A 25338-nucleotide genomic window follows, 5' to 3' on the forward strand; every position below is an offset into this window, starting at 1 on the left:
TGCGTAAATCCAGAACCTCATCATTGGTGGCGGCACGAGTTGTGTCACCAGCCAAACGTCGCTTGCCAGCTTCCATGAACTCCTTTGACCAAGAGTAATAGACGCTCTGGGCGATGCCTTCACGCCGGCACAGCTCAGCAATGCTGTCCTCGCCACGCAATCCGTCGAGCACGATCCGGATCTTGTCCTCGGCCGAAAAGTGTCGTCGTGTCGCGCGGCGGATGTCCTTCACCATCTGCTCTGCGGATGATTTCGTCTTTATTGTTTTCGTCGCCATTCTGGTTCTTTCGTCACTCAGACGAGACCAGAACTCTCCTTAAATCGCAAACCCATTTCTGAGACATAGGTCCTGATGCCGGACAAATTGCCCGTTCGGCGGGGGGGGGCTTTGGGGGCACGTCATTATGTTGCGAACTCTATCAAAATCTGGAGGAGAGTTAGGGGGCTCGGTTCACGCGGTGCGCTCCCAAGTTCTTGGGTGTGGAGTGTAACTTCGGACTTTAGTCCGGTGCTTAAGGGCGGATGTTAAGTGTAATTCATTGTCCCTTTAGTCCTGCAAGTTGTTGGACGAATTGGAATAGCGAGTGAGTAAGGGTTAAGATTACGTTAACCTTCATGAGCTGGGTTGTCTGCATACGGAATGCACGACCGCTAGCGTGGCAATCAAGCCAATTTGGGGACATGATCATGGTCACTTTGGTTAGGCACGATCTGGAATTCATCCTAAAGCAGATCAAGATCGCTGAAAGACATTCTTCCGGTGAGAGCCTGACGACGCTGGTGGCCGAAGCTGGGGGCGTTGACGCCAGCTCCTCTGCATCAGAGCAAGTGCATTTGCTGCCCTATGGTCTGCGCACGGTAGACGGAAGCTACAACAACTTGCTGCCTGGCAGGCAGGAGTGGGGCGCTGCAGAGCAACCCTTTCCGCAGTTGACCGATCCGAGCTGGGTTGTGGGAAGCGGCAGCTTTCCGGCAGGCTCTGGCTATCCAACAAACAATCAATACATATTGCCTGGCAATGTTGTGGACATTGAGCCTCGCATTATCTCTAACTTGATCGTTGATCAGACGCTCGGCAATCCGGCTGCAATTATCGCTGCACTGGAGCATGCTGGGGTCACTGGGCAAGCCCAAGCTGGCGCTGTCATCGATATCCAGAACGCGTTCAGCGCCGTACGAGGCCTGAGCCCGAACTCTGATGCGTTTAAAGCGCTCTGGTCCGAGGTTAAGGAAGCCGTTGAGAGGTACGGGATCACCATGGATGGCACCACCATCCATTTGCCAAACGTTTCGCCTGATATCGGAGACTCTGCACCATATAGTGCGATCTTTACGCTGTTCGGGCAATTCTTTGACCATGGGCTTGATCTGGTCGCCAAAGGTGGCAACGGTACAGTTTACATCCCTTTGCAGACAGACGATCCGCTGTACAACCCAGGGTCTCCACACACCAACTTTATGGTTCTGACCCGTGTCTCCACGGGAGCCGACGCAAAGAATACAACGACGCCTTGGGTCGATCAGAACCAGACCTATGGCTCTCATGCCTCCAAGCAAGTGTTCCTGCGCGAATATAAACTTGTCGACGGCAATCCTGTTGAGACGGGCTATCTGTTGGGTCATGAAACGGGGGGGTTGGCCACTTGGGCTGACGTGAAGCAGCAAGCGCGCACAATATTGGGCATTGACCTCTCGGACGCCGATGTCTCGAGCATTCCGCTGATTGCCACGGACGAGTACGGCAACTTCATTCGCGGGAAGGACGGTTACCCACAATTCGTAAAGGGCGTTGGGTCCGACGGTATACTTGGGACGGCCGACGACGTGCTGGTTCAAGGAAATCCGCAGGCACCTGTTTCAACGGTCGGGGTCGCCCGGACAGCGCATGCATTCATTGACGACATTGCGCACAACGCCGTGCCCGGCACGACATACTTTGCGAATGGTCAGGCAGTTGTTGTCACTGCGGACAACGATACCGATGTGGGCAACCAGTTGTCCATTGACACGCGTGGCAACAAGACTGCTTACGACAACGAGCTACTCGAGGCGCACTTCGTAACAGGCGATGGCAGGGGCAACGAAAACATCGGCCTGACGATGATCCACCATATTTTCCATGGTGAGCATAATCTCATTGTCGAGCAGACTAAGAAGGTTGCGCTGGATAGTGCGGATCTCGCATTCCTCAACGAATGGCTGCTCGTGAAAGTAATGGCAATCCCAGCGGACCCGAGCACGCTCGTTTGGGACGGAGCGCGCTTGTTCCAAGCGGCGCGTTTTGTCACCGAAATGGAATACCAGCACCTGGTATTCGAAGAGTTCGCTCGCAAAATGCAGCCGGACGTTGACCTCTTCCTGTTTGAGCCTGATCCAGACATCAACCCAGCCATTTTTGCCGAATTTGCCAACGTCGTTTATCGCTTCGGCCACTCGATGCTGAACGAAACGGTGGACTTGATTGACGCAGACGGCAAGCCGACCCAGATGGCTCTCTTCGACGCCTTCTTGAACCCGCTCGCTTACGAGAGCGCCGGGATAACTCATGACGCCGCTGCTGGCGCGATTATTCGCGGTATGAGCACCCAGGTTGGCAATGAAGTCGATGAATTCATCACCAATACGCTGCGCAATCAACTGCTCGGCATTCCGCTCGATTTGGCGTCGATCAACATTGCCCGTGGCCGTGACACCGGTATGCCGACGCTCAATGAAGCGCGTGAACAATTTCAGGCCATGGCCCATGGTGACACCCAACTGAAGCCATATGAAAGCTGGGTGGACTTCGCGCTCAATCTGAAAAACCCTGCGTCAATCGTTAACTTCGTTGCTGCCTACGGCACGCACCCGCTGATCTTGGCTGCCCAAACGGTTGAGGCAAAGCGCGATGCGGCAATGTCCATCCTTGGCTTGGGCGAAGATCAGCAAGCTCTGACGTCAGCGAACGGCGACTTCGAGGCTGGGTCTTTGGCTTCGGGTGCTCCAGGCGTCAATGTAGATGCGAATGGCAATTATACCGTTGGAAGCCCGAACGGTTGGCGTCTCACAGGCACAGGTGGCGTATTTGACCCAGCTGACAACGTCATCAACCAGCCCGCTTCCTCAACCAACCAGGTGGGGTGGCTCGCGCAAAACGCATCGCTGACGAAAGTGACGGATCACACGCTCGCCGCCGGTGAAAAGTTTAGCCTGACGTTAAAAGTTGGTGATCGCCTAGATACCGATTGGCCGGGCGGAGTTGTTCGTTTGGTCACCAGCAATGGCACCGTGATCGCTAGCAAAGCTCTCACTCAACCCGCAGACGGGGGTTGGGCTACAGTGACGTTGGAAACAGGTGCTATTCCTGCTGGTCTTGCAGGCCAGGGGCTGTCCGTTGTCATCGAAAACACTGGCGGCACATCTGGCCAAATGCTCGTTGATGATGTCTCCCTTTCGCGACTGGTCTCTTCCAATGTTGCGGACCGCGTCGATTTCCTCAACGGTACTGGCGCTTGGGCGACTAAGGAAACAGGTCTAAACCTGATCGACCTTTGGGTCGGTGGACTCGCTGAAAAGAAGATGGACTTCGGTGGCATGCTCGGCTCCACCTTTGCCTTCATCTTCGAGCTGCAGATGGAAAATCTGCAGGACGCCGACCGCTTCTACTACCTCTCGCGTACGCAGGGCCTGAACCTGCTTTCAGAATTGGAAAGCAATTCGCTCGCCAAGATGATGTTGCGCAACACCGATTTGGATGAAACTGGCACTGCAATCCCGGGCGATATCTTCTCGCGGCCCGATCTCGTTCTCTATGCCGATCTTGCTAAACAGATCGCGATGACAGGTCTGGAAGATCCTGTACACGAAAATGCCTATTTGCAGGCTATTTCGAAGCTGGTTGAGCGTGGCGTGAACGGGACCGGTTTCTATCTGCGCTATAGTGGCGGTGAACACGCCCTTGTTCAAGGTTCGGACGGAGATGACCGCATCATCACTGGAGATGGCGATGACTCTATTTGGGGTGGCAAGGGCAATGACCGCATCGAAGGCGGCTATGGTGTCGACCATCTCCACGGCGGCGACGGCGATGACATCATCACCAATGCTGGCACCGATATCGGTGAAATCGACTTCCTGCACGGCGAAGGCGGCAATGACGTCATCCATGGTGGTAGCGGCAAGGCACTGATCTTCGGCAATTCGGGCCATGACTTCTTGATCGCCGGCCCGGACGGCAAGACCGTGATGGGCGGCACGGGCAATGACTTCATCCTCGGTGGCGACGGCATGGACTTCCTCATGGGTGAAGCCGGGGACGACTGGATTGAGGGTGGTGGGCGTTTCGATACGCTGTCGGGCGAAAACTCTGAGCTGATGTTCAACTCGAGCATTCAGGGCAATGACGTTCTGAACGGGCAGGGCGGGGACACTGACTACGACGCCGAAGCTGGCGACGACATCATGTTCCAGGGCACTGGCATCCAGCGTAACAATGGTATGGCGGGCTTTGACTGGGCGATCCACAAGGACGACCCAAATGGGGCTAATTCCGACCTCGGAATTCCACTCTTCACCAATCAAGAAGCATTTATTCTCAGGGACCGCTTCGACCTCGTCGAAGGTCTTTCGGGTTGGAAACACGACGACAATCTGACTGGCCGTGTGGTGCCGGTGAACACACGTGTTGAAGCGACGGGTACGGCCGCGATTCCTGCGCCCGGCATGCCGCTCTACGCCTATTCAAATGCCTTGTTGGAACGCAACGTCGCGCTCATCAACGGGCTGGATAACCTCGTTGCGCACCTGACAGCATATAATGAAACCGGCCGTGACGGCATCACGGAAAAGGTTCTGTTAGACACCGCAGATGCATCTGACATTCTGCTTGGCGGTGGTGGCAGTGATCGGATCAAAGGTCTTGCTGGCAACGACATCGTTGACGGCGATAAGTGGCTCAATGTCCGCATCCTGATCGTTCACAACGGCACCAATTACACCGCCGATGGCATGAGCAAGCAGGTCTTCCTTGAAACCGATATGGTCAATGGCGTCCTCAAGGCGAATGCGAACGCACAATTTGGTGGCAAAGGCCTCGATGCACTGATGCTGGAAGGCGTCTTTAATCCTGGTGCGCTATCGATCGTTCGCGAAATTGTTGATGGCAGGCAGACTGGCGACATCGATACGGCAGTATTTACGGGCATTCGCGAGCACTACACCTTCGGTGTGAACAAGGACCACAGCCTCTATCTGGACCATGCGCCGCCAGCATCCGACGAAACCGATCCGCTCACTGACAATATCGAAGGCGTGACTCAACGTCCGGTGCTCGACGGTCGCGATACTGTTCGCAATATCGAACGGCTTGAGTTCACCGACCTCACGATGAATGTCATCAACGGGACGGATGCTGTCGAAACGCTCAATGGCGATCAGTCAGGAACCGGTCTCATCCACGACGTTTTGATGGGCTTTGGTGGCAAAGACGTCCTGAACGGTCATAGTGGCAACGACGTGCTGATTGGCGGGCTCGGCGATGACACGCTCAACGGTGGTTCAGGCGACGACATCTATGTGTTTGGCATTAAGGACGGTAGCGACGTTATCACCGAAACCTCCGGCGATGATCGCATTAGCTTGGCGCTGAATGGAGCTGCTCTCGACAGTTTCAATATTGTTCGCTCCAATAACACTAACAGTAATACCTCAAACTCCTTGTCTATTTTGCTCAATGGGCACCAGATCCGGGTCAATAACCATTTCGGAAGTTCGTCCAATGCGGTGGAAACGGTTACGTTCGATGGCGGAAGTTACAAAGGCTATGACTTCTACCTCGCAGACGATGAAGGCGACGAAGTTTTCCGTGGCACATATGTTCTGAATCGCCAGAATGGGAGCACGCTAACTGCAGCGGCGGACGTTAACACTATCCTCGCCACTTCCAATTCAGCCACAGACCGCACGCTAACTGGCAATACGGGCCATGACATGTTGTTCGGAGGTGCCGGGAACGACATGCTCAACGGTGGTGCAGGGATCGACTTGCTGGTCGGTGGCGCTGGCAACGACACATATATCGTCGATGATTTGGGCGACACGGTTGTTGAACTCGCCAACGGTGGCAATGACACTATCCGCACTAGTCTGCCGTCCTACAACCTCGACGATAACGTCGAAAACCTCACTCACACCGGAACAGGCGATTTCACCGGCGCTGGCAATAATCTGAACAACGTCATCACCGGTGGCGCAGGCAACGACAGCCTGTATGGCGAGGCCGGCAACGACACTCTGAACGGTGGCACCGGCGACGACTATCTGGACGGCGGAGCGGGCAACGACACGCTCAACGGCGGCGATGGCAATGACAGCCTCTTTGGTGGGGTGGGCGATGACACGCTAAACGGTGGTGCTGGCAATGACTACATTGATGGCGGCGATGGCAACGACACTCTCGACGGTAGTCTTGGCGATGACGTTGTTCACGGTGGCGCTGGCAATGACATAATCTATGTCGGCTCGGGCAATGACACCGTAGTCTATAACACTCCAGGCTTCGGCACCGATACAATCCGAAACTTTGACACGAATAATAGTGGTGGGCAGGACCTCATAGATCTGCGCGGTCTCGGTATTACGTCGCAGAATTTCAGCGCTCGCGTTACCATCGGCACCGTCACGCCACTGCAGGGTAGTGCCGCGGCCAATGGCGGGAATAGCCAGGTTGCTATCACGGTAAAAGATGCTGCAGGGTCCACAATTGGTACTATAAACATCCGGGGCACCGACCTTTCTACAAATGCCTCTAACAGCAATGCAATCACCGCTGCTGATTTCCTCCTCGGTGTCGTCGCGCCAATAAATGGATCGAACAGCAGCAATACTCTCAACGGTACCGCAGGCAACGACGTCATCAATGGTTGGGGTGGAAACGACACCATTAGCGGCCACGCGGGTGACGACAGCCTTGACGGCGGAGATGGGAACGACACCATCAACGGCGGCGCTGGCAATGACACCATCAATGGCGGATCCGGCAACGACGTGATTAATGGCGGCACCGGCGATGACATCATCAATGGCGGCACTGGCAACGACGACATATTTGGGGGATCGGGTGACGACACCGTTCACTGGAACGCCCAAGCCGCAAATGGTTCCGCGGGCTGGGATGTGATCGATGGTGGGTCCGAAGGGATCAAGGGTGACACCTTAGTCATCACCGGCCAGAATAATGTCTACGAAATCTTCCGGTTCTACCCATTCGAAGATGCGCAGGCGCTGTTCCCCAATGCCACGTTCCGCGGCACCGGTACCGAAATTGTTGTGAGCCGAACTGTCGTTACCAATGGCATCGAAGGTACGCCGCAAATCATCGCTGAATTGAGCGAGATCGAAGAGATCGCGATCAATGGATCAGGCGCCAGCGGCGAGGGTATGGCTGGCGGCGACCGCTATGAATTCATCGGCGACTTTGCAGAACAAGGCGAAGAAACCAGTCTCCGTCTCAACACCATCACCATCAACGGCAGTGGTGGTGACGACACGGTCGATATTTCTAAGCTCACGTCCGCCCACCGTATCGTGTTCCGTACCCGTGGTGGCAATGACACCATTATTGGCAAGTTGCGCCCACAGGACGTTGTGCTGCTGCCACTGACCACAACGGTCGACGATTACGACGTCGTTGAAAATATCGATGGCACCACGACCGTGGTCGGTGAAGACTATTCCATCAACTTCTTCAGCCCAGGCGGGCTGCCTCAGTTCGAAATTGACGATGGCAGCGATGGTCACCTCGCGCCACCAACTGGTGAACCTGGCGACGAAGAAGAACCTATCATCGATGACGGCGATACAGGTGGGAACACCGGTGGGAACGGCAATGGTGATGATGACGATGAGGGCAACGACAGCGACAACGACGACGAAGATGATGACGATGGCGTTGTAACGCCTCAGCCGGGCACCGAAGCGCCTGTCAGTGGCAACAACAATGTCATCACCGGCACTTCAGGCGACGATGTGCTGAATGGCACCAATGGCCGAGACATCATGACCGGCGGCGCGGGCGATGACATCATCCTCGGCGGCAAGGGTGCCGACATGATCTTCGGCCAGGCTGGCGATGACCGCATCTTCGGCGAAGATGGCAATGACATCCTCGATGGTGGCAAAGGCAATGACACGATCGTTGGCGGCGCAGGTGACGATATCTTCCTCGCCAACGACTCTGACGGCAACGATGTCTACTACGGCGATGAAGTCGACGGTGGCGCGGGCAATGATACGCTCGACATGGGCACAATCAGCGCTGGCATCACCGCGGATCTCGGCACTGGCCATCTCGGCCGGGGCAGCGCGCAAAGCTCGCAGACTGGTATCGATACGCTCTGGGGTATCGAAAACATAACCACCGGCTCTGGCAATGACACGATCACGGCAAGCAGCGCCATCAACGTCATAGATGGCGGCGTGGGCAACGACACCTTCCGCTTCCTGTCTGCAGCCGATGCTGACGGCGATACCATCATGGGCTTCCAGCCCGGCGATAAGATCGATCTCAGCGCGATGGATGCAGATTGGCTAAGCGCTGGCAAGCAGTCCTTCACTCTCGTCTCCGGTGCATTCTCCGGGGCTCGTGGGGAACTACTCGTAACGCAGGAAAACCGCGACGGCGTTGATTTTACCATTGTCCACGGTAACGCCTCCGGCGGCCAAGACGCTGATTTCAAGATTGCCATCAAGGGCTCGCACACCTTCACGGCAAGCGACTTCGATCTCTAACTGACCACATCGGCCGGGGGCGAATAAGCGTCCCCGGTTGAGCGTTTCACCAGTTTTAGGCGGGTAAGTAATGCGTCCCAAGGATTACAATTCGGCAGCTCGAAATCGCAACGCCCAGCAGCTCACCAGTGGCTTCCGGTCAGTCGGTCTGTTCCTTTTCATCATGTCGGGGATCATCAATATCTTGGCGCTCACGGGCGCCTTCTACATGCTGCAGATCTATGATCGGGCGCTGACCAGCGGCAGCATTCCCACACTGCTCGCGATCTCGTTGCTCGCTATTGGCTTATATTTCTTCCAAGGCATGTTTGAGATTTTGCGTTCCCAAATCCTCGTCCGCATTGGGGCACGGCTGGACCGCAAAATTGCGCCTATGGCCCATCAAGTCGCGATCGACATGCCTCGGTTTGGATTCTCCACTGCCGAATCCCTTGAGCGTGGACGCGACGTTGATACTGTCCGTGGCTTCTTAGGTAGCCAAGGCCCGATCGCTCTGTTCGATCTTCCTTGGATGCCTCTTTTTCTCGCCTTCGTCTATCTGCTGCACCCGATGCTCGGGGCGCTGGCATTCGGCGGCGCAATTGTGCTCACCTTACTGACTATTCTCAACGAGCTGATGACGCGCCGACTGACCAGTGCCACTCACAGCGCGGTGGTGACGCGAAATGCCATCGCCGATTCAAATGCGCGCAATGCAGAAATTCTCAAAGCCATGGGTTTCGCCGGGCGTGCGGTTGCTCGCTTCAATGAGGCCAACGAAGACCATTTAAGCCTTCAAACCAAGGCCAATGATATTAGCGGCACATTTGGCGCGATCTCGCGCGTCTTGCGGATGATCTTGCAATCAGCTGTGCTTGGCCTTGGGGCCTATCTCACCATACAGGGGCAATTGTCTCCGGGTGCAATCATCGCGGCTTCTGTGGCCTCTGCCCGTGCTCTCGCGCCCATAGACCTTGCCATTGGAAACTGGAAGTACGTGGTATCGGCACGAGCTGCCTACGGCCGTCTCAAGGAAACCATGATTGCTCTGGCTTCGGCCGACGAACCATTAGAGTTGCCGCCGCCTGCCAATTCGCTCAAGGTCGAAGGCATTACGATAGCAGCACCAGGCACAGGCCGTGTGCTGCTCAGCGATGTCAGCTTTGAGCTGAAGGCTGGTGAAGCGCTCGGCATTATCGGCTCTAGCGGTGGTGGCAAGACCACGCTGGCCCGCGCTCTGACGGGTGTGTGGCCAAGTCTGCGGGGCAATGTCCGGCTCGATGATGCTGAACTCACCCAATATCGCGACGATAAGCTTGGCTCCTACATTGGCTTTCTGCCGCAGGAGGTATCGCTTCTCGACGCGACGATCGAAGACAATATCGCCCGCCTCGATGACAATTCTGATCCGCGCGACATTGTTGCTGCAGCCAAATCATCCGGCGTGCACGAAATGATCGTCCGCCTCGAATTTGGCTATAAAACCCAGATCGGCCCGTCGGGGACGGTGCTATCCGCTGGGCAACGCCAACGGATCGGTCTCGCGCGCGCCATGTATGGGCGGCCCTTCCTTGTGGTATTGGACGAGCCAAACTCCAACCTCGACAGCGAAGGGGAAGCCGCGCTGACCGCGGCCATTGAAAGCATCAAGAAACGCAATGGCATAGCTGTCATCATCGCCCATCGTCCGAGTGCCTTGAAGGCCGTCGATAAGGTCGCGGTTATTCAGAACGGCCGTATGACTGCCTTCGGCGCCAAAGAAGACGTTCTGGGGACAATGCTGCAGCCCGTGTCGTCCAATGGTCAGTCAATCAACCGGCCGCAGCCATCCGTGCAAGCGTCGGTGGCCACATGATCATCGACGTCAAAGGCACCAAGCAAGAGCCGAAGCAAGCCGATCCGGCCCAGAAATATATACTTAAAAGCATGGACGAGCGAAGCGATAAGCCCTTTGCGTTCGCCGTGCTTCTAACGGCAATCGTGCTCTACCTGCGTTCCTTTTTGGCACCAGAGCAAAATGCTGGCTTTGCTGAAGAAGCCAAAGTGCCGGGCCATGGAGAAGATGAAGCGGAGAATGACATCGCGCTCGAGGAGGATGTCGCTGTCGTCCCCATGCCAGATAATGGGGAGCCAGAGCAGGCGCCGTCTAGCGATCCGCCAGTCTTTAATTCGATCTCCGCCTATCCGGTGGTCTTGCCGACGCGGGCGTTAAGGCTCGATATTCGCTTGGGCGACATGCCTAACTTGGTGGATGTTGACCCGCTCGTCGCCGCCTTGACGGCCAATGACAATCTCTTCTTCCGCAATTTCTCTTCGGATTATTCCATCACTCCATCCCGTTTTGATGGTGGCGGGCAACCAGTGATAACTTATGCCCCATCGACAAAAACGCCCCCCCCTAAGCCCGGCCGTCCCGACAAGGATGATGACGACCACTCCACAAACCGGGCACCGCGCAACACCGGTCCGTTGACGCTGTTTGATCTCAGCGGTTGCGCGCTATTCGCCATTAGCCTCCCGGATCTGTTGCAACATACGGTCGACCCGGACGGCGATGTTCTGACAATCCGGAATTTGCGCGCGAGCAATGGTGTGCTGACGGCCGATACGGGAAGTTGGTATTTTCAGGCTGAGGCGAAGTTCGAGGGCATTGCAACGCTCACCTATGAAATTACCGATGGCCACTATGTCATGCAGCAAACCGCTTATGTGCATGTCATGCGCCCAACTATTGAAGGCACAGAAGGCCATGACAATCTGATTGGCACGGATTGCGCCGAAATCATCATCGGCGGCAGCGGGGACGACAATATCGTCGGGCGAGGCGGTGACGACATCATCCACGGCGACGATGGCGACGATCATATCATCGCCGGAGATGGGGACGATATCGTCTATGGAGGGCGTGGTAACGACATCATATTTGGCGGCGCCGGAAACGATATCCTTTCGGGCGGGGAGGGCGATGACTATCTTTCCGGCGATGAAGGCGACGACATTCTATTTGGCGACACTGGGGACGACCAGCTCTTGGGCGGTGCCGGGGATGACGTGCTCAACGGCGGGCACGGCAACGACACTCTCGACGGGGGAGATGACAATGATGTCGTCATCGACAGCGAGGGCAGCGATACCAATCGCGGCGGTGCGGGTGATGATTTTATCATCGCCGCTCTCGACCTGGCCGATGATCGCCAAGATGGCGGCACGGGATACGATACGCTCGACTATTCGGCCAGCACACAGGGCGTGACTATCGACGTCAAGAACGGTCTAAGCTCTGGCCGCGAGGTTGGCGAGGATCGTTTCGAGAATTTTGAAGCCTTTGTCGGTGGCTCGGGCGACGATCACTTCATCGCCGGGGACACGGACACACAGCTCACCGGTGGTGGCGGCGACGATGTGTTCGAGTTTTGCCCGACAGTCACAAGCGTTGAAATCACCACACCATCCGTGCCGCTCAATCACCACACAATCATCGACTTCAACGTCGGTGATCGCATACGGATGTCGAAATTCGACATCTTTGAAAAGGCTCTAGACACGCTAGAAGACCGCTTCGAAGAGATCTATGGCGATGATTTCGACGATGACGATATTCTCATTCGATATCGACACGATCGTATCGATGAGCTGACACACACCATCATTGAGGCTGACTTTAACCGCGACGGCGTTTGGGAAACCACCGTCGTTTTAGAAGGGACACGCGCTCTTTTCATCATTGAGCACGTGTGAGGGATGAGTAATGCGTAAGTACCGCAAGGACAGTTTTAAGCTTGGGTCGCGAGTTCTTCTTGGTAGTGCTCTGTCTGTGCTGCTCGTCGGTGGAGCAGGGGGCTGGGCTGCTACCGCCGAGATTTCGGGTGCCGTTATCGCTCAGGGCCAAATCGTCGTCGATCAGCAGATTAAGACCATTCAGCACCGCGATGGCGGGATCATTGGCCAGATTGCAATCCGCGAGGGAGATAGCGTCACCGCCGGTCAGGTCTTGCTCCGTCTCGAAGACTCTCAGACCAAGGCCGAACTCTCCATTATTGAAGCCCAACGCTGGGAGCTGACAGCGCGCCGCGCGCGCCTTTTGGCGGAGCGCGACTTACTCGAAACGATCGTGTTTCCGGAAAGCCTCGATGCTTCGATCGCTGAGGTGGACTTCCTCGTGACGGGGGAGAGCCGCGTATTCCACGGCAATCTCTCCAATCGGAATAGTCGTAAGCAGCAGCTGGTGCTTGTGGTTGAACAAGTTGCTGAAGAGGTGACCGGGCTTGAAGCTCAGCGTGGCTCCAAGCACCAGGAAATCGCTCTGGTGGAACAGCATAGGGCACGTTTGGACAGTTTGGTGTCCAAGCAGTTGATGGAGCAGGCTCCGCTCTATGCAGCGGATCGTGACATTGCTCGATTGATGGGGGAGAGCGGCGAAATTGATGCCGCGATCGCGCGTGCGCGCAGCAAAATGAACGAACTGAAGCTGCAAATCTTGTCCATAGACGAAACCTCCCGTACCGAGGCACAACGGGAACTAAACTCGCTCGACACCAAGATGAGTGAGCTGCAAGATCGCCATAACGCCATATCTGACCGTCTCGCTCGGACAGAAATCCGAGCACCCATTGATGGCGTGGTGAATGAACTCAACATGCACACTATCGGCGGCGTGATCACACCTGCCGAGATTCTCGTGACTATTGTGCCGTTGAATGCACAGCTCAAAGTGGAATTTGGTGTGCCGCCAATTTCTATCGATCAGGTCAGTATCGGTAGTTCTGCGCGCCTCCGCTTGCCCGCGCTGAACCAGCGCACAACGCCCGAACTCACCGGCAAGGTGACGCATATGTCGCCAGCGACAGCGCGGGATCCTGTTTCAGGCCAGTTCTTCTACAGAGGAGACGTGATTTTAGACGAGGGCGAAATCACCAAGATTGGTGCAAGTCAGCTCATACCCGGCATGCCGGTTGAGGTATATGTGACGACGGAAGAGCGAACGGCATTGTCATATTTTGTGCAGCCGATCACGGATCAGATAGTAAAGGTGTTCCGGGAGCGGTGATCTACTAATTGATGTGGTGTGGATGACTTAAATCTGCGAATTTCTATTTTAAAGTTCATTGTGAACGCCAAGAGATTCTTGTGAATATGTCGGCTGCAGCATCTGATCGCGGACAGTTGTTTGGGCTTAGTCTACCCATGCAGTTCATGGCTGCAGCGGCGCTCATATTGAGCGGTTCGATGCTATTGCTCGGTACCTATGTCAACCAGCAGGTGACCCGCGGCGTATTGGTGTCGTCAGGCGCTGGTACGGTCGCCTTTCTCGAGGCTGTCGTTGAGCCTTTGCTGCGGGAATTGGATACGCATGACAGCTTGCCCCCTCATGTTCATGAGCAGCTCGACGCGGTGCTCGAATCCGGTCAGCCAATTTTACGCAGTGTCGTCACGCTGAAACTTTGGCGCAGCGATGGCACGGTGCTGTACGCCAATATGCCGAAGTCGATTATTGGACAAAAATTCGTCTCTATTAATGTTGCAAAGGCCGCGTTGGGGGACGTCGTGGCCGAGTTTGAAGACATGCGCAGCGAAGAGAGTGCACATGAGCAGACGCTCGGCATTCCTCTAATTGAAGTTTATGCGCCGCTCTATGACCGCGACCGCAATATCGTTGCCGTCGGAGAAATCTATGAGAACGCCAGCGTGCTCCGTGCTCAGCTGCGCGATAGTCAACACCGCACGTGGGGCGTAGTGGCGGTCACAGCGATTTGCATACTTTGCTTGCTCTATCTCATAGTGCAGCGCGCCAACAACCTCATCTTGCGGCAAAGTGCCGAGCTGCTAGCTCGATACGGCGAAGCGGAAGCAATGGCCCGCATGAACCAACAATTGCGGATTGATGCGGACGAGGCTCGGTTGAACGCTAACGCGGCGAATGAAGAGCTGATCGGCCGCGTTGGTCAGGACCTACACGACGGTCCAATCCAGATATTGAGCCTGCTCATGCTGAAGCTGGGTCGCTTGCTGCGGAGTTCTCAAACTGATTCGGAGATAGAGTATGCCCAGTCCATTCAGGACATCACCACAGAGGTGATCAAAGAGCTGCGTTCTCTCTCGACCGGGCTGGTTTTGCCAGAAATTGGAGAAATCGATTTGACCAGTGCTGTGAAACTCGCTGCAGAGCGGCACGAGAACCTTACTGGTACGAGCGTCGAGCTCGACATTCAAGCCTTGCCTGACGTTACTAACGCGCTGAAAATATGCGTCTATCGTATCGTCCAAGAAGGTTTGAACAACGCTTTCAAACACGCTGGTGGCGTTGGGCAGAGGGTTGCGGTGAAGCGGGTCTCAAAATCGATCGAGTTAGAAATCTCTGATCAGGGCGTGAGAGTTGGCATGAATGGTGCACAAGCTAATGATAGAGCCACGCTTGGGCTATTTGGGATCCGAAATCGCGTTGCCACGTTCGGTGGGGAAATGGAAGTTGCCATAAATGAACGCGGCACGTCGCTAAAAGCGCGGTTACCGGTCGACATCAGCAAGACACTAAATTCCGTTTCACGTTGAAGGCTAGCCTGAAAGCTACTCGGCCGCAGCGCTTCGATGGTGGCCTGCCTCGATTTCTTTCGCCGCTATCACCACCTCAACGCGATTGCGCGCGTTCAGCTTCTGCATCAGCAAGGTCATATAATGCTTGACGGTTTTCTCGCTGATGGAAAGGCGCGTGGCAATTTCTCTATTTGTTCGACCGATCAGAAGTAGCTGCACGATCTGGTCTTCGCGGACACTAAACTTCACAGTGCTATCGCCGATCGGCTTGCTATCACGCTTGTTGAGGGAGGCTATGACCCTGCCGGCGAAGCTTGGGGTGATGAAAGTGTCGCCTGCGAGGACTGTATTAATAGCCTGATGCAGTTCCGCCTCGGTGCTCCCCTTAAGGACGAAGCCATCTGCACCCGCGTTCAAGGCGCGAACAGCGAGGTCGATACTGGCAGAGGCGGTGAACACTAGGATCTTCGTTCGAAGGTTCGGGCCAGCAACGCTAGCGATCTGCGCGATAACGTCGCCAGGCATACTGAGGTCGACGATAAGAACATCTGGATCACGGTCAAGTAACACTGCAAAATCAGTGGTGGCACTGCCTGTCCCTGCAATCTGATATTCATTCGTCTCTTGGAACGATTTTACTAGTCCTGACAAGAGAATAGGGTGGTCGTCTATAAATGCGATTGTTTTGTTTGGCATATACGTAACCAGAATTTCTTGACTATTCTGAAGTTACAAATAACTGTTTATTATGTACAGTAATTTGCGTGAAAATGGTTATTGCAGATTTGTAGCGAGAGTTAGCTGCTGACGGCTTGCAGATGCCAAAGCCAAAGCCGATTTGTGTTCACCTGGCGTCATGTTTTACCTATCACGCTGCTTCATGCCTTGAGTGGACCAAGTGCTTGGCCGAAAAAGGTCGGGTCCAAAACTCAACAGCAGGCCGGCATTTGGGATCGACGGAGAACGCGTACTTTAGAGCGCCATGATATCAACTCTGCAGATCGGGCCTATACCGACTATTGTTCTTGGCTCTGCGAACCGATTGTTAAATATTTCTTGTCTCTCGTGCTGTCGGACGGGCGCTCTTTAAGTCTGCTCCGACGGCAGAGATCGTCTTGGTAAGACTGGGGCCATTGGTCGCGTCTCGCGGTTGTATCACGCAGCCCCAAGAACCGACGGGTTACCTGAAGTCGTCGCGCTTTTTGTGACGGAATCCGTGGTCGATTGGGGCGGTTCTACTTTTTGAGACGAAACACTGTCGTCTACGATGTGCAGCTACTGCTGACATCTGCGCAATTCACGCGGCATAGTGGAGGAGTTGGGTGAATTTTGATCGATCAACCATTCCGAAAAACTGACTATCCGGACTGACCTACCTTGCGCACTGCTGCGCCATGGTTGTTGCCGTCGTGCTGGATTGTCCTTAGGTAGGCGAGGAATATCGCGCAACGGGACTTTTTGGGATTGAGGTTATCGATGAAGTTTCGGGAGCTATCATGCATTTGTTTGACCAATATGATTAGCTGTTGAGGAGTAGCCCTGCCACCCCACTTTTGCACCTAATGGTATCGCGCGTTCATGGCAGTCATTTCGTGGCGGATGTTGAGCGACAACGATCCCGCCGAATTGGCTAGTTGATACACATGGCTATTGGCTCGCGTTTCGGTTCTGATGATGTCTTAAAACGCATTACATCTATAAAACGCGATAAACAGAAGGATTCCTCCCATCGAATGTACGAATGGCAGGTGCGACGAGGTCGTTTTAGCGGGTAGAGCGGGCTCTAGTTTGGCGTTATATTCATGTTGCCAACAGTATTGTCCCCATCTTGGGGTGTCTGTCTCTATGTCTAATCGGTTCCGTACAATTGGTTTCAACTTTTCGGTAAATTACGTCCCGTTAGGACTGCGAAAATGTTGAAACTGCCGTCGATTTACTCAGAGGCTTTCCGGCCTGTCACGCCGGAGGTCGCGGGTTCGAGCCCCGTCTCTCGCGCCATTTTCTATCATTAAAATCATTGAAGTGAATCGCGCACTGCCTTTCAGCGGAGCGTTGAGTTCCAATTTTTTGAACTCGCCGTGCTGGCCAGTCTGATCCTGCTCAGTCTTTCCGTCGTCAGGTGTTTTAGCTCAGATTGGCGCGTTGCTTGGTGGAGAGCGCAACTCGTCGTTCGGTTGATGTTATGCCGCAAGCTAGGCGACACGTGCCTCAACGAGCACCTGTTTGCAAACCTGCGCCACGCCCGCGAGTTGATTGCTGCTTGGCGTGACGATTACAAACTCAACCGCCCCCATACGAGCCTCGACGCTTCACACCGTGGGAGTATCACTAACGGTCAACAGAAAGTCAAAGCCTGAACAGCGCTAACCAATAAACGCGGACACTTGTGGGAGCAGGTCAGCCTGTAAAGGTAATTTGGGGCGGGCTACATGAACCTGACAAAGGATCTAGGTTAGGATCGGTAATCCTCATACTCCCACCTAAAGTACCTAGACAACTTTTCAGCAATTTCGCTCCAAGTCCCCCCGGTGATATTCGCCACTGTGTCGACCACGAGGTTTTGCACGGCCTTCTCATCATACGCAGATACAAAAACTACGTGCCTGGCAAACGCCGCTGAGTTCAGTCTATTCTTGTAGAACCACTTTGGGGTGCACACCTCAAAGCTAAAGATATCGGCTCCATCCTCACCATCAGGCCCAATCATAGCTTCGGCCGCGACGCAGAAATCCTCAACGTCATCTGGCCAATATGCATAGGTCTCATGTTCAATAAGGTCGATGGATTTCACGGTTGCAATCATGGTGTCACATTAACATGTCCGTTCGCGCCCCACGCACCTGACGGCAGCAGTCCACGCGCATTATTGCCTTGAGCCAACTTCAGCGCCCGAGCAATCATATCGACGCTTACATAAGGGCGAAACCAACCCCGTCGCCAGCCTTCATGCTTGCTAGATAAGCTTCTAAGCGCTCCGTCTCTCTCAGAACCGAAAGTGCCCCAAGGTGCCAGATCGGGAGCACACCCGGCACGCTGGTGGGGAACTTGGAGTAGTCGATAAGGTTTGCCCTAAGTCTTGCTAACCGGTCCATTACAGTGCCGCTGCGCTACGCGCCTCCACCTCAGCTTCGCCCAGCGCTTTCGCTCGTAGCTTGGGAGGACGCAACGCACGTACCAAGGGAGCACCAAGCTTTCTCGGCGGGTCGTCGGCGGTTTCTGCGCACGCAGCGGAAAAGACCTTAGTTTTTACGCTGAGGGTACAATCCACCGGTTGTTTATCGGTCATTGTCCTATTCAGAAGATCATTTGTATGCTTGCGTCTCCCAAGTCTCGTGGGCAGTAAAGTCACCGGCTTCGTTCCTGCTAACCCTCCACCTCATTTGTGCCATCCATCCCTGTGTGATGGCGGCCTTCGGAAATTCGCTGATGGGCATCTGTTGGCTGAAATGGGCCTGGTTGGGGGGCTCCTCCGTGGGAAAGACCTGGGTTCAATTTGAGCGGAGAGGCGAGAGGGCAGGGCGTCGGTCTGGGCGATACATGCTCCCCCCGAGCGTTGGACACACAGTTCAACCGGATGAATAGGCTTGCTGAATGCAGTGGGAGAGGTCGGCGATCTCGGGGCGGGATTGAATGCGCATTGGGGCGAGAATGCCGAAGGCAAATTCGATGGCCGGGCGTAACGGTTTGATCTCATAGCCAAGAGGACGAAGCTTCTCGGCAGTGAACGGGTCAATGATGCCGACACCGAGACCTGCGGTGACAAACATGACAAGGGAAGCCGCAGTGGCGGTTTCGACTGCAATATTGTAGCGCAGACCGGCACTGCTGAATGCTTGCTCGACCTTATACCGAGTCAAATTGTGCCGTTGCAGGGCGACCAGAGGTTCATTCTCGAGCATGGATAGCTCGATATACTCTTGGTCTCGCAACTTGTGACCCTTGGGCAGAATGCAGACACCGTCGGCCACCGGCAGAGTGGTGATTAACTCATTGGGGTACTCAACGGGCAGCATGGTGACCGCCAGATCAAACTCCTGATCGTTCAACCAACGACGGTTGTCGCGGCGGGCAACAACGTCCGTGGAGACGGTGATCGACGGATGAGATTGCCGAAAGAGAACAAGTGCTTCCGGCAAAATGGAGTGTGCCATAGCCGAATTGGCGAACAACCGGATCGGGCGTTGTGGCACGCTTTCAATATCGCGCAGAATGGCATCGAGGTGATCGACGCGGGCCAGTGTTTCCTGCGAGGCATCGAACAGCCATTCAGCTTTTGGAGTAGGGACCAGACGACCACCCGTGCGCAAAAAGAGTGTTGTTCCGAGCTGAGCTTCCAACTCCGAAAGCGTTTTGCTGACAGCGGGTTGGCTGACATTGAGCGTTTTGCCGGCTTCGATCGTGCTGCCTGTGAGCATGAGGGCGCGGAAAACCTCCATATGCCGAAGCTTAAAGCGCCAGGCCATGTCTCTATTCCTTTTGGTTATAGCTTTATGGATTCATCGCATTTGACCTAATTGGTTGCAAGGCGGGATAGTTACCGAAAGCGACGTGTTCGGATCGTACCGGACCAAGTAGGGGGTATTCTGTGCAAGCTTTGCGGTTCAAATCTGCCATTGGCGATATGGTTCAAGTCCGTCCAATTCGTGAGAGATTGGCGCAGTCTGACCGGTTCGCTCTCGACCAAGTGGCCGTCGAGCCGTTCCACGTAGCCTTCCGGCGCATGGTGCGTGACCTCGAGTTTGACATCTCCGAAATGCCGATCGCGACGCTGGGGCAGGCGATGCATGCTGGGGTGCCGATCGTCGGTCTGCCGCTACCGGCCTCGTGCCGCATGCACCACACGTCCATTCTGACCAGCGTCGACTCTGACATTCGCGGGCCAGACGATCTTAGGGGAAAGCGCGTCTTGGCGCGCTCTTGGCCCCAAACGACGGGCATCTGGGTTCGCGGGATTTTGGCACACGAATATGGCCTCCATCTGCGCGACGTGAACTGGATTATTCAAGAAGGTCCGCACGTTCCGCAGTTCAAGGATCCGGACTTCGTGACGCTCGAAGAAAGCGAAGAGAGCCTGCTGAGCTTGCTTAAGCAAGGCAAGGTCGACGCGATCACCGGCCTACATGGGGTTCCAGAGGGTACGCGCCCGGTCATTGCCGACGCCAAACTTGCTGGTGCCGAGTGGCATGCGCGCACCGGTATCTTCCCGGTGAACCATGTTCTTTGCGTGCGTCGGGAAGTGTTGGATCAACATCCTTGGATCCTCGAAGAGTTGACCGAACTATTTGATAAATCTAAGGAAATCGCACAAGAAAGAGGCGATTTGGATAGTTCGAAACATGGCCTGCCAGCCGGGCTCGAACTCTACAAGGCTGGCTTGGAGGAAAACCGGAAGTCAATGCAGATGCTGGTCGATTTCTCCATCGAGCAACAAATTCTGCCGCCATCCATCACTCTCGATAGCCTTTTTGTCTAACGAACAGGTGGCCAACGCGCCACCACAACCAACCCGTGGGAGGGACACTATGAATTTGATTAAGACGTTACTGGCGAGCACTATTCTCGTTGCAGCGACCAGCGCTGGTGCACAGGCGCAGAGCTATCCGGACAAGCCGGTTACTCTGGTTGTTCCATTCGCGCCGGGTGGCGCGGTTGATTTGGTTGGCCGTTTTCTTGCCGACAAATTGGGTGCTGCTTGGGGGCAGACCGTCGTTGTCGAAAACATTCCAGGTGCAGGCACGCTGTTGGCGACCGGTCAGGTCGCCAATGCCAATCCAGATGGTTACACCCTGCTGGTCAATTCGGCGACGGTGACCATGAGTGCGGCGATTCAAGAAACTCCACTGGTCAATCCGTCTGAAGATCTGACCCACATCGGCCGCATTGGAGCGACCCCGCTGTTGCTGGCTGTGAGCCCATCGCTCGGCGTTTCGAACTATGAAGAGTTCGCTGCCCTAGCGAAGTCGCAGGAACTCAACTACGCCACTGTTGGCGTTGGTTCGCTCAACCAATTCGCCACGGAAATTCTGCGTAGCGCTGCGGAACTTCAGATGGTGCCAGTGCACTATAGCGGCGGCTCGCCTGCAATGACCGACGTTATCGGCGGCCATGCCGACCTGTTCTACGGCTCCATCACGCAGGTTATTCCCCATGTTCGTGAAGGCCTGATGACCGGCATTCTGGTGTCCAGTGCAGAACGCTCTGAAACCTTGCCAGATCTGCCAAGCGTTGGCGAACTGGGTATGAACGACGCTATTATCGAAAACTGGTGGGGTCTGTTTGGCCCAGCTGGTATGGACGCGGCTCTGGTTGAAAAGATCAACGCTGACCTGAACACTGTGCTGCAGACGCCTGAAATGGCGGAGTTTTTGCAGCGCGATGGCGGTCGCCCGATTTGGGGTACGCCAGCAGAATTCACAGCACAGGTGCAGGGTGAATATGCAACTTGGCGCAAGGTCGCCGAAGAGCAGGGCATCCGTCCCGAATAACGCCTAAGGCACCGAGCCGCCGCCTGAGGTGGCGGCTCAACTTCGCCAAAATTTTGGAGGTCATATGACCATCAGAAGTCAAAAGGACCTCGTCGCAGGTGGCCTGTTTGTCGCCATTGGCTTGTTCTTTGCCATAGCCTCACTTGAGTATCGCCTTGGTACACCGGGCCGTATGGGGCCAGGGTTCTTCCCACTCATGCTGGGGGCGTTGTTGACTGTTTTGGGGATCGGTGTGGTCATCACATCGTTGCGCGGTGAGCCTGAAGAAGACGGCAGGCTTGAGACGCTTAACCTGCGTGGATTGGCCATTGTGGTCGTGGCCACGGTGTCTTTTGCGCTGCTGATCCAGTCGTTTGGTTTGCTACTCACACTGGCGATCTGCGCCGGTCTGACCAGTCTTGCCAGTCCCGGCACCAAGCTCAAAACGATCCTGATCAACATGGGTGTTCAGCTCGTCATCGGCTTCGGCATTTTCCATCTGCTGCTGAAACTGCAGATCCCACTTTTGCCAGTATTTCTGGGCCAGTAGAGGCGCTGCACCATGGATTTTGTTGCTAATCTGACTTTGGGGCTGCAGACGGCCCTTACATTTGAAAATCTCATCTATGCAGCCGTTGGGTGTTTCCTGGGCACATTGATTGGTGTTTTGCCGGGTCTTGGCCCTCTCACCACTATTTCGATGCTCCTGCCGTTTACCTTTGGTCTGAGCCCGATCGGTGCACTGATCATGCTCGCCGGGATTTACTACGGCGCCGCTTATGGTGGTTCCACGACGGCTATTCTGGTGAACATGCCGGGTGAGGCTTCGTCCGTGGTCACGACAATCGACGGCCACAAGATGGCGCGTCAGGGCCGCGCGGGTTCGGCACTTGCTGCCGCAGCCATCGGGTCTTTTGTTGCAGGTAGCTTTGGTGTGCTCGTTCTGGCGGTCTTCTCAGGGCCGATTGCCCAGATCGCATTTAGCTTCGGGCCTGCAGAATACTTCGCCTTGATGTTCCTTGGCTTGATTGCTGCGGTTTCGCTGACATCCGGCCCCTTGCTCAAATCTCTGGCTATGATCGTTATCGGTCTGCTCGTCGGGCTCGTTGGTATGGACGTAAACTCCGGTGTTGTCCGGTTTGCGTTCGGCAATATGGCGCTATGGGAAGGCGTCAGCTTTATCGTGATCTCGATTGGTATTTTCGCCTTTGCCGAGATCGTCAGCACCCTTGAGCGGCACAAGGCTGGCGATGCTCAGATCGCGCCAATCAAATCGATCATGCCCACCAAGGAAGACATCAAGCGTATGACGCCGTCGATCCTGCGCGGCTCCGCGTTAGGGTCTCTGCTCGGCGTGCTGCCAGGTGCCGGCGTGTCACTCGCCTCCTTCTTTGCCTATAGCTTGGAAAAGAAGACGTCGAAGTACAAGCATGAGTTTGGCCACGGTGCGATCGAAGGCGTCGCCGGCCCTGAATCGGCTAACAATGCGGCCGCGCAAACCTCATTCATTCCGACACTAACGCTTGGCATTCCCGGCTCTGCGACGATGGCGCTTATGCTGGGGGCAATGGTCATCCACAATATCCAGCCTGGTCCAAGTGTTGTGACCAAAAACCCAGACCTGTTCTGGGGGCTGATTGTGTCGATGTGGATCGGCAATTTGTTTTTGGTGATCCTGAACCTGCCTCTGATCGGTATGTGGGTGCGCCTGCTGCGTATTCCTTACACCATGCTGTTCCCGGCGATCCTGATGTTCTGCTGCATCGGCGTCTATGCCAGCTCCTATTCGCTGTTTGACGTGTTCATGGTCGCGGGCTTTGGGGCTGTTGGATACATCCTCGCCAAACTTAATTGCGAGCCTGCGCCTCTCCTGCTTGGTTTTGTGCTTGGGCCGATGGTGGAAGAGTATTTCCGCCGCGCATTGGTGCTCTCGAAGGGCGACTTCTCGGTCTTCATCTCGCGCCCTATTTCTGCGGTTCTGCTGACGCTGGCTATCGCCATGCTCGTGTTCGCGGCACTGCCAAAACTGCGAAAGACCCGCAAAACCGTTTTTGCGGACGAATGATCTGGCAGCCTCTCGCCCACTCGCAGGCGAGAGGCTCAATTCTCTGAAATTGTAATTTTAGGATCTATGAGATGGCTAAGAAAACAGCGCTCATCGTGAGTGCGCATTCGGCTGACTTTGTCTGGCGTTGTGGCGGGGCAATCGCTGCCCACGCAGCAAAAGGTTATGACGTGACGGTGGTCTGCCTCTCCTATGGGGAACGTGGCGAAAGCGCCAAGCTTTGGAAGCAGGCGGATATGACCTTGGAGAAGGTCAAGACGGAACGTCGTCGTGAAGCAGAGAATGCCGCCAAGGCACTGGACGTTCACGACATCCAGTTCTTTGACTTGGGCGATTACCCGCTCGAAATGGACCGTGCTTCCAAAGACCGTCTGGTCGATGTGATGCGCGCGGTACAGCCGAGCTTCATCATGACCCACTCTAAATACGATCCGTACAACACGGACCATATGTATGTGTCGCAGTGGACCCTTGAATGCCGCGCCATTGCGCAGGCTTGGGGCCATAATCCAGGCCAGAAGATTTTGGGTGCGCCACAGGTCTATTTGTTCGAGCCGCACCAGACTGAGCAGATGGATTGGAAGCCAGACACATTCCTCGACATCACCGATGTGTGGGATAAGAAGTGGGCCGCTATCCAGTGCATGGAAGGTCAGGAACACCTTTGGCACTACTACCGCAATGTCGCTGAGAACCGCGCCAACCACTTCACCCGCAACTCGGGCGGTCAGTCCGGTGGTCGTCCGGCGAAATATGCCGAAGGCTTCCAGTCGATTTATCCACGTACCGTGGACGAACTCTAATGGGTGTCGTTGTTCAAAACATCGAACGGGCAGACCAATCGGTCATTGATCGTCTTGCCGCCTGTGGCGTGGCCACTGTCCATGAAGCTCAGGGCCGCAAGGGAATGCTCGCGAGCTACATGCGCCCGATCTACAAAGGTGCCCGTTTGGCCGCAAGTGCGGTGACGATCTCCTCACCGCCCGGCGATAATTGGATGTTGCACGTTGCCATCGAGCAAATCCGCGCTGGGGATATACTGGTGCTGGCGCCAACGAGCCCGTGTGACAACGGTTATTTCGGCGATTTGCTGGCAACGTCAGCGCAATCTCGTGGCTGCAAAGGCCTAATCATTGATGCTGGCGTGCGTGATATCGCCGACCTCACCGAGATGAACTTCCCAGTGTGGTCTAAGGCTGTTTCGGGGCAGGGCACGGTCAAAGAAACGCTTGGCTCGGTCAATGTCCCGATTGTCTGCGCCGGAGCGGCGATCAATGCGGGTGACGTGATCATCGCCGATGATGACGGGGTTTGTGTCGTGCGTCGGGAAGAGGCAGCTGCAGTGGCCGACCAGGCTGAGGCACGCGTTGCTGCCGAAGAGGCGAAGCGCAAACGTCTCGCAGCTGGCGAACTGGGCCTCGATATTTACAAGATGCGTGAACGCTTGGCCGAAAAGGGCCTCAAGTACATTTGAGGCTGCGGTTACTGCTAAAAGCAGATCATGAGAGGCCGGGCGTCTGGCCTCTCATCGGG

15 protein-coding genes and 1 pseudogene are annotated in these 25338 nt (G+C 55.3%); 12 read left to right on the plus strand and 4 right to left on the minus strand.

The features are described from left to right. Positions 1–277 (minus strand): transposase (locus tag JHL21_RS00005; protein ID WP_200211105.1); only part of this gene is annotated, 277 nt, incomplete at its 3' end. Between the two features lie 410 nt (positions 278–687). Here JHL21_RS00005 and JHL21_RS00010 point away from each other — a divergent pair. The 5 genes from JHL21_RS00010 to JHL21_RS00030 all read left to right on the plus strand — a co-directional run bounded on the left by JHL21_RS00010 (position 688) and on the right by JHL21_RS00030 (position 15294). Beyond that, on the plus strand, positions 688–8766 hold the full coding sequence (locus JHL21_RS00010) for a peroxidase family protein (RefSeq protein ID WP_200211106.1): 8079 nt from the start codon (positions 688–690) through the stop codon (positions 8764–8766). Between the two features lie 70 nt (positions 8767–8836). Further along, positions 8837–10600 (plus strand): type I secretion system permease/ATPase, encoded by a 1764-nt coding sequence (locus JHL21_RS00015; RefSeq protein WP_200211107.1) that lies wholly within the window; start codon positions 8837–8839, stop codon positions 10598–10600. Next, the gene (locus JHL21_RS00020; RefSeq protein ID WP_200211108.1) at positions 10597–12483 is read left to right on the plus strand and encodes a calcium-binding protein; all 1887 of its coding nucleotides are present in this window, start codon (positions 10597–10599) and stop codon (positions 12481–12483) included. The genes JHL21_RS00015 and JHL21_RS00020 overlap by 4 nt, the downstream gene beginning before the upstream one ends. 10 nt (positions 12484–12493) lie before the next feature. Then, positions 12494–13792: an HlyD family type I secretion periplasmic adaptor subunit gene (locus tag JHL21_RS00025; protein WP_200211109.1), complete on the plus strand. Its 1299-nt coding sequence runs from the start codon at positions 12494–12496 to the stop codon at positions 13790–13792. 86 nt (positions 13793–13878) lie between these two features. Further along, positions 13879–15294 (plus strand): sensor histidine kinase, encoded by a 1416-nt coding sequence (locus JHL21_RS00030; RefSeq protein WP_254081913.1) that lies wholly within the window; start codon positions 13879–13881, stop codon positions 15292–15294. A gap of 15 nt (positions 15295–15309) precedes the next feature. On the opposite strand, the gene JHL21_RS00035 is transcribed toward JHL21_RS00030, so the two are convergent. Further along, a complete protein-coding gene (locus tag JHL21_RS00035) occupies positions 15310–15972 on the minus strand; it encodes a response regulator transcription factor (protein WP_200211112.1) in 663 nt (220 codons plus the stop codon). 1496 nt (positions 15973–17468) lie between these two features. Here JHL21_RS00035 and JHL21_RS17640 point away from each other — a divergent pair. Further along, positions 17469–17608 (plus strand): annotated as a pseudogene (locus JHL21_RS17640) (integrase core domain-containing protein); the annotation flags it as partial. A 120-nt stretch (positions 17609–17728) separates the two neighbouring features. Here the strand turns inward: JHL21_RS17640 and JHL21_RS00045 are convergent. Further along, positions 17729–18067: an immunity 8 family protein gene (locus JHL21_RS00045; RefSeq protein WP_200211116.1), complete on the minus strand. Its 339-nt coding sequence runs from the start codon at positions 18065–18067 to the stop codon at positions 17729–17731. A 775-nt stretch (positions 18068–18842) separates the two neighbouring features. After that, positions 18843–19739, minus strand: coding sequence for a LysR substrate-binding domain-containing protein (locus JHL21_RS00050; protein ID WP_200211117.1), 897 nt, complete (start codon positions 19737–19739; stop codon positions 18843–18845). Positions 19740–19861: 122 nt separating this feature from the next. Here JHL21_RS00050 and JHL21_RS00055 point away from each other — a divergent pair, with 122 nt between their 5' ends. The 6 genes from JHL21_RS00055 (at position 19862) to JHL21_RS00080 (ending at position 25279) form a co-directional block, all read left to right on the plus strand. Then, a complete protein-coding gene (locus tag JHL21_RS00055) occupies positions 19862–20749 on the plus strand; it encodes a hypothetical protein (protein ID WP_200211119.1) in 888 nt (295 codons plus the stop codon). Positions 20750–20798: 49 nt separating this feature from the next. Beyond that, positions 20799–21761 carry a tripartite tricarboxylate transporter substrate binding protein gene (locus tag JHL21_RS00060; RefSeq protein ID WP_200211120.1) on the plus strand — a complete coding sequence of 321 codons (963 nt, stop codon included), beginning with the start codon at positions 20799–20801 and terminating at the stop codon, positions 21759–21761. A gap of 64 nt (positions 21762–21825) precedes the next feature. Continuing rightward, positions 21826–22290, plus strand: a complete 465-nt coding sequence (locus JHL21_RS00065) for a tripartite tricarboxylate transporter TctB family protein (protein ID WP_169193754.1) — start codon at positions 21826–21828, stop codon at positions 22288–22290. Between the two features lie 12 nt (positions 22291–22302). After that, a complete protein-coding gene (locus JHL21_RS00070; protein WP_200211121.1) occupies positions 22303–23805 on the plus strand; it encodes a tripartite tricarboxylate transporter permease in 1503 nt (500 codons plus the stop codon). A gap of 71 nt (positions 23806–23876) precedes the next feature. After that, positions 23877–24608 (plus strand): PIG-L deacetylase family protein, encoded by a 732-nt coding sequence (locus tag JHL21_RS00075; RefSeq protein WP_200211122.1) that lies wholly within the window; start codon positions 23877–23879, stop codon positions 24606–24608. Further along, positions 24608–25279 (plus strand): 4-carboxy-4-hydroxy-2-oxoadipate aldolase/oxaloacetate decarboxylase, encoded by a 672-nt coding sequence (locus JHL21_RS00080; protein WP_200211126.1) that lies wholly within the window; start codon positions 24608–24610, stop codon positions 25277–25279. Before JHL21_RS00075 ends, JHL21_RS00080 begins: the two co-directional genes overlap by 1 nt. Positions 25280–25338 lie beyond the last annotated feature (59 nt).

Source organism: Devosia sp. WQ 349K1, assembly GCF_016595685.1.
In the GTDB taxonomy this organism is placed as follows: Bacteria; Pseudomonadota; Alphaproteobacteria; order Rhizobiales; family Devosiaceae; genus Devosia.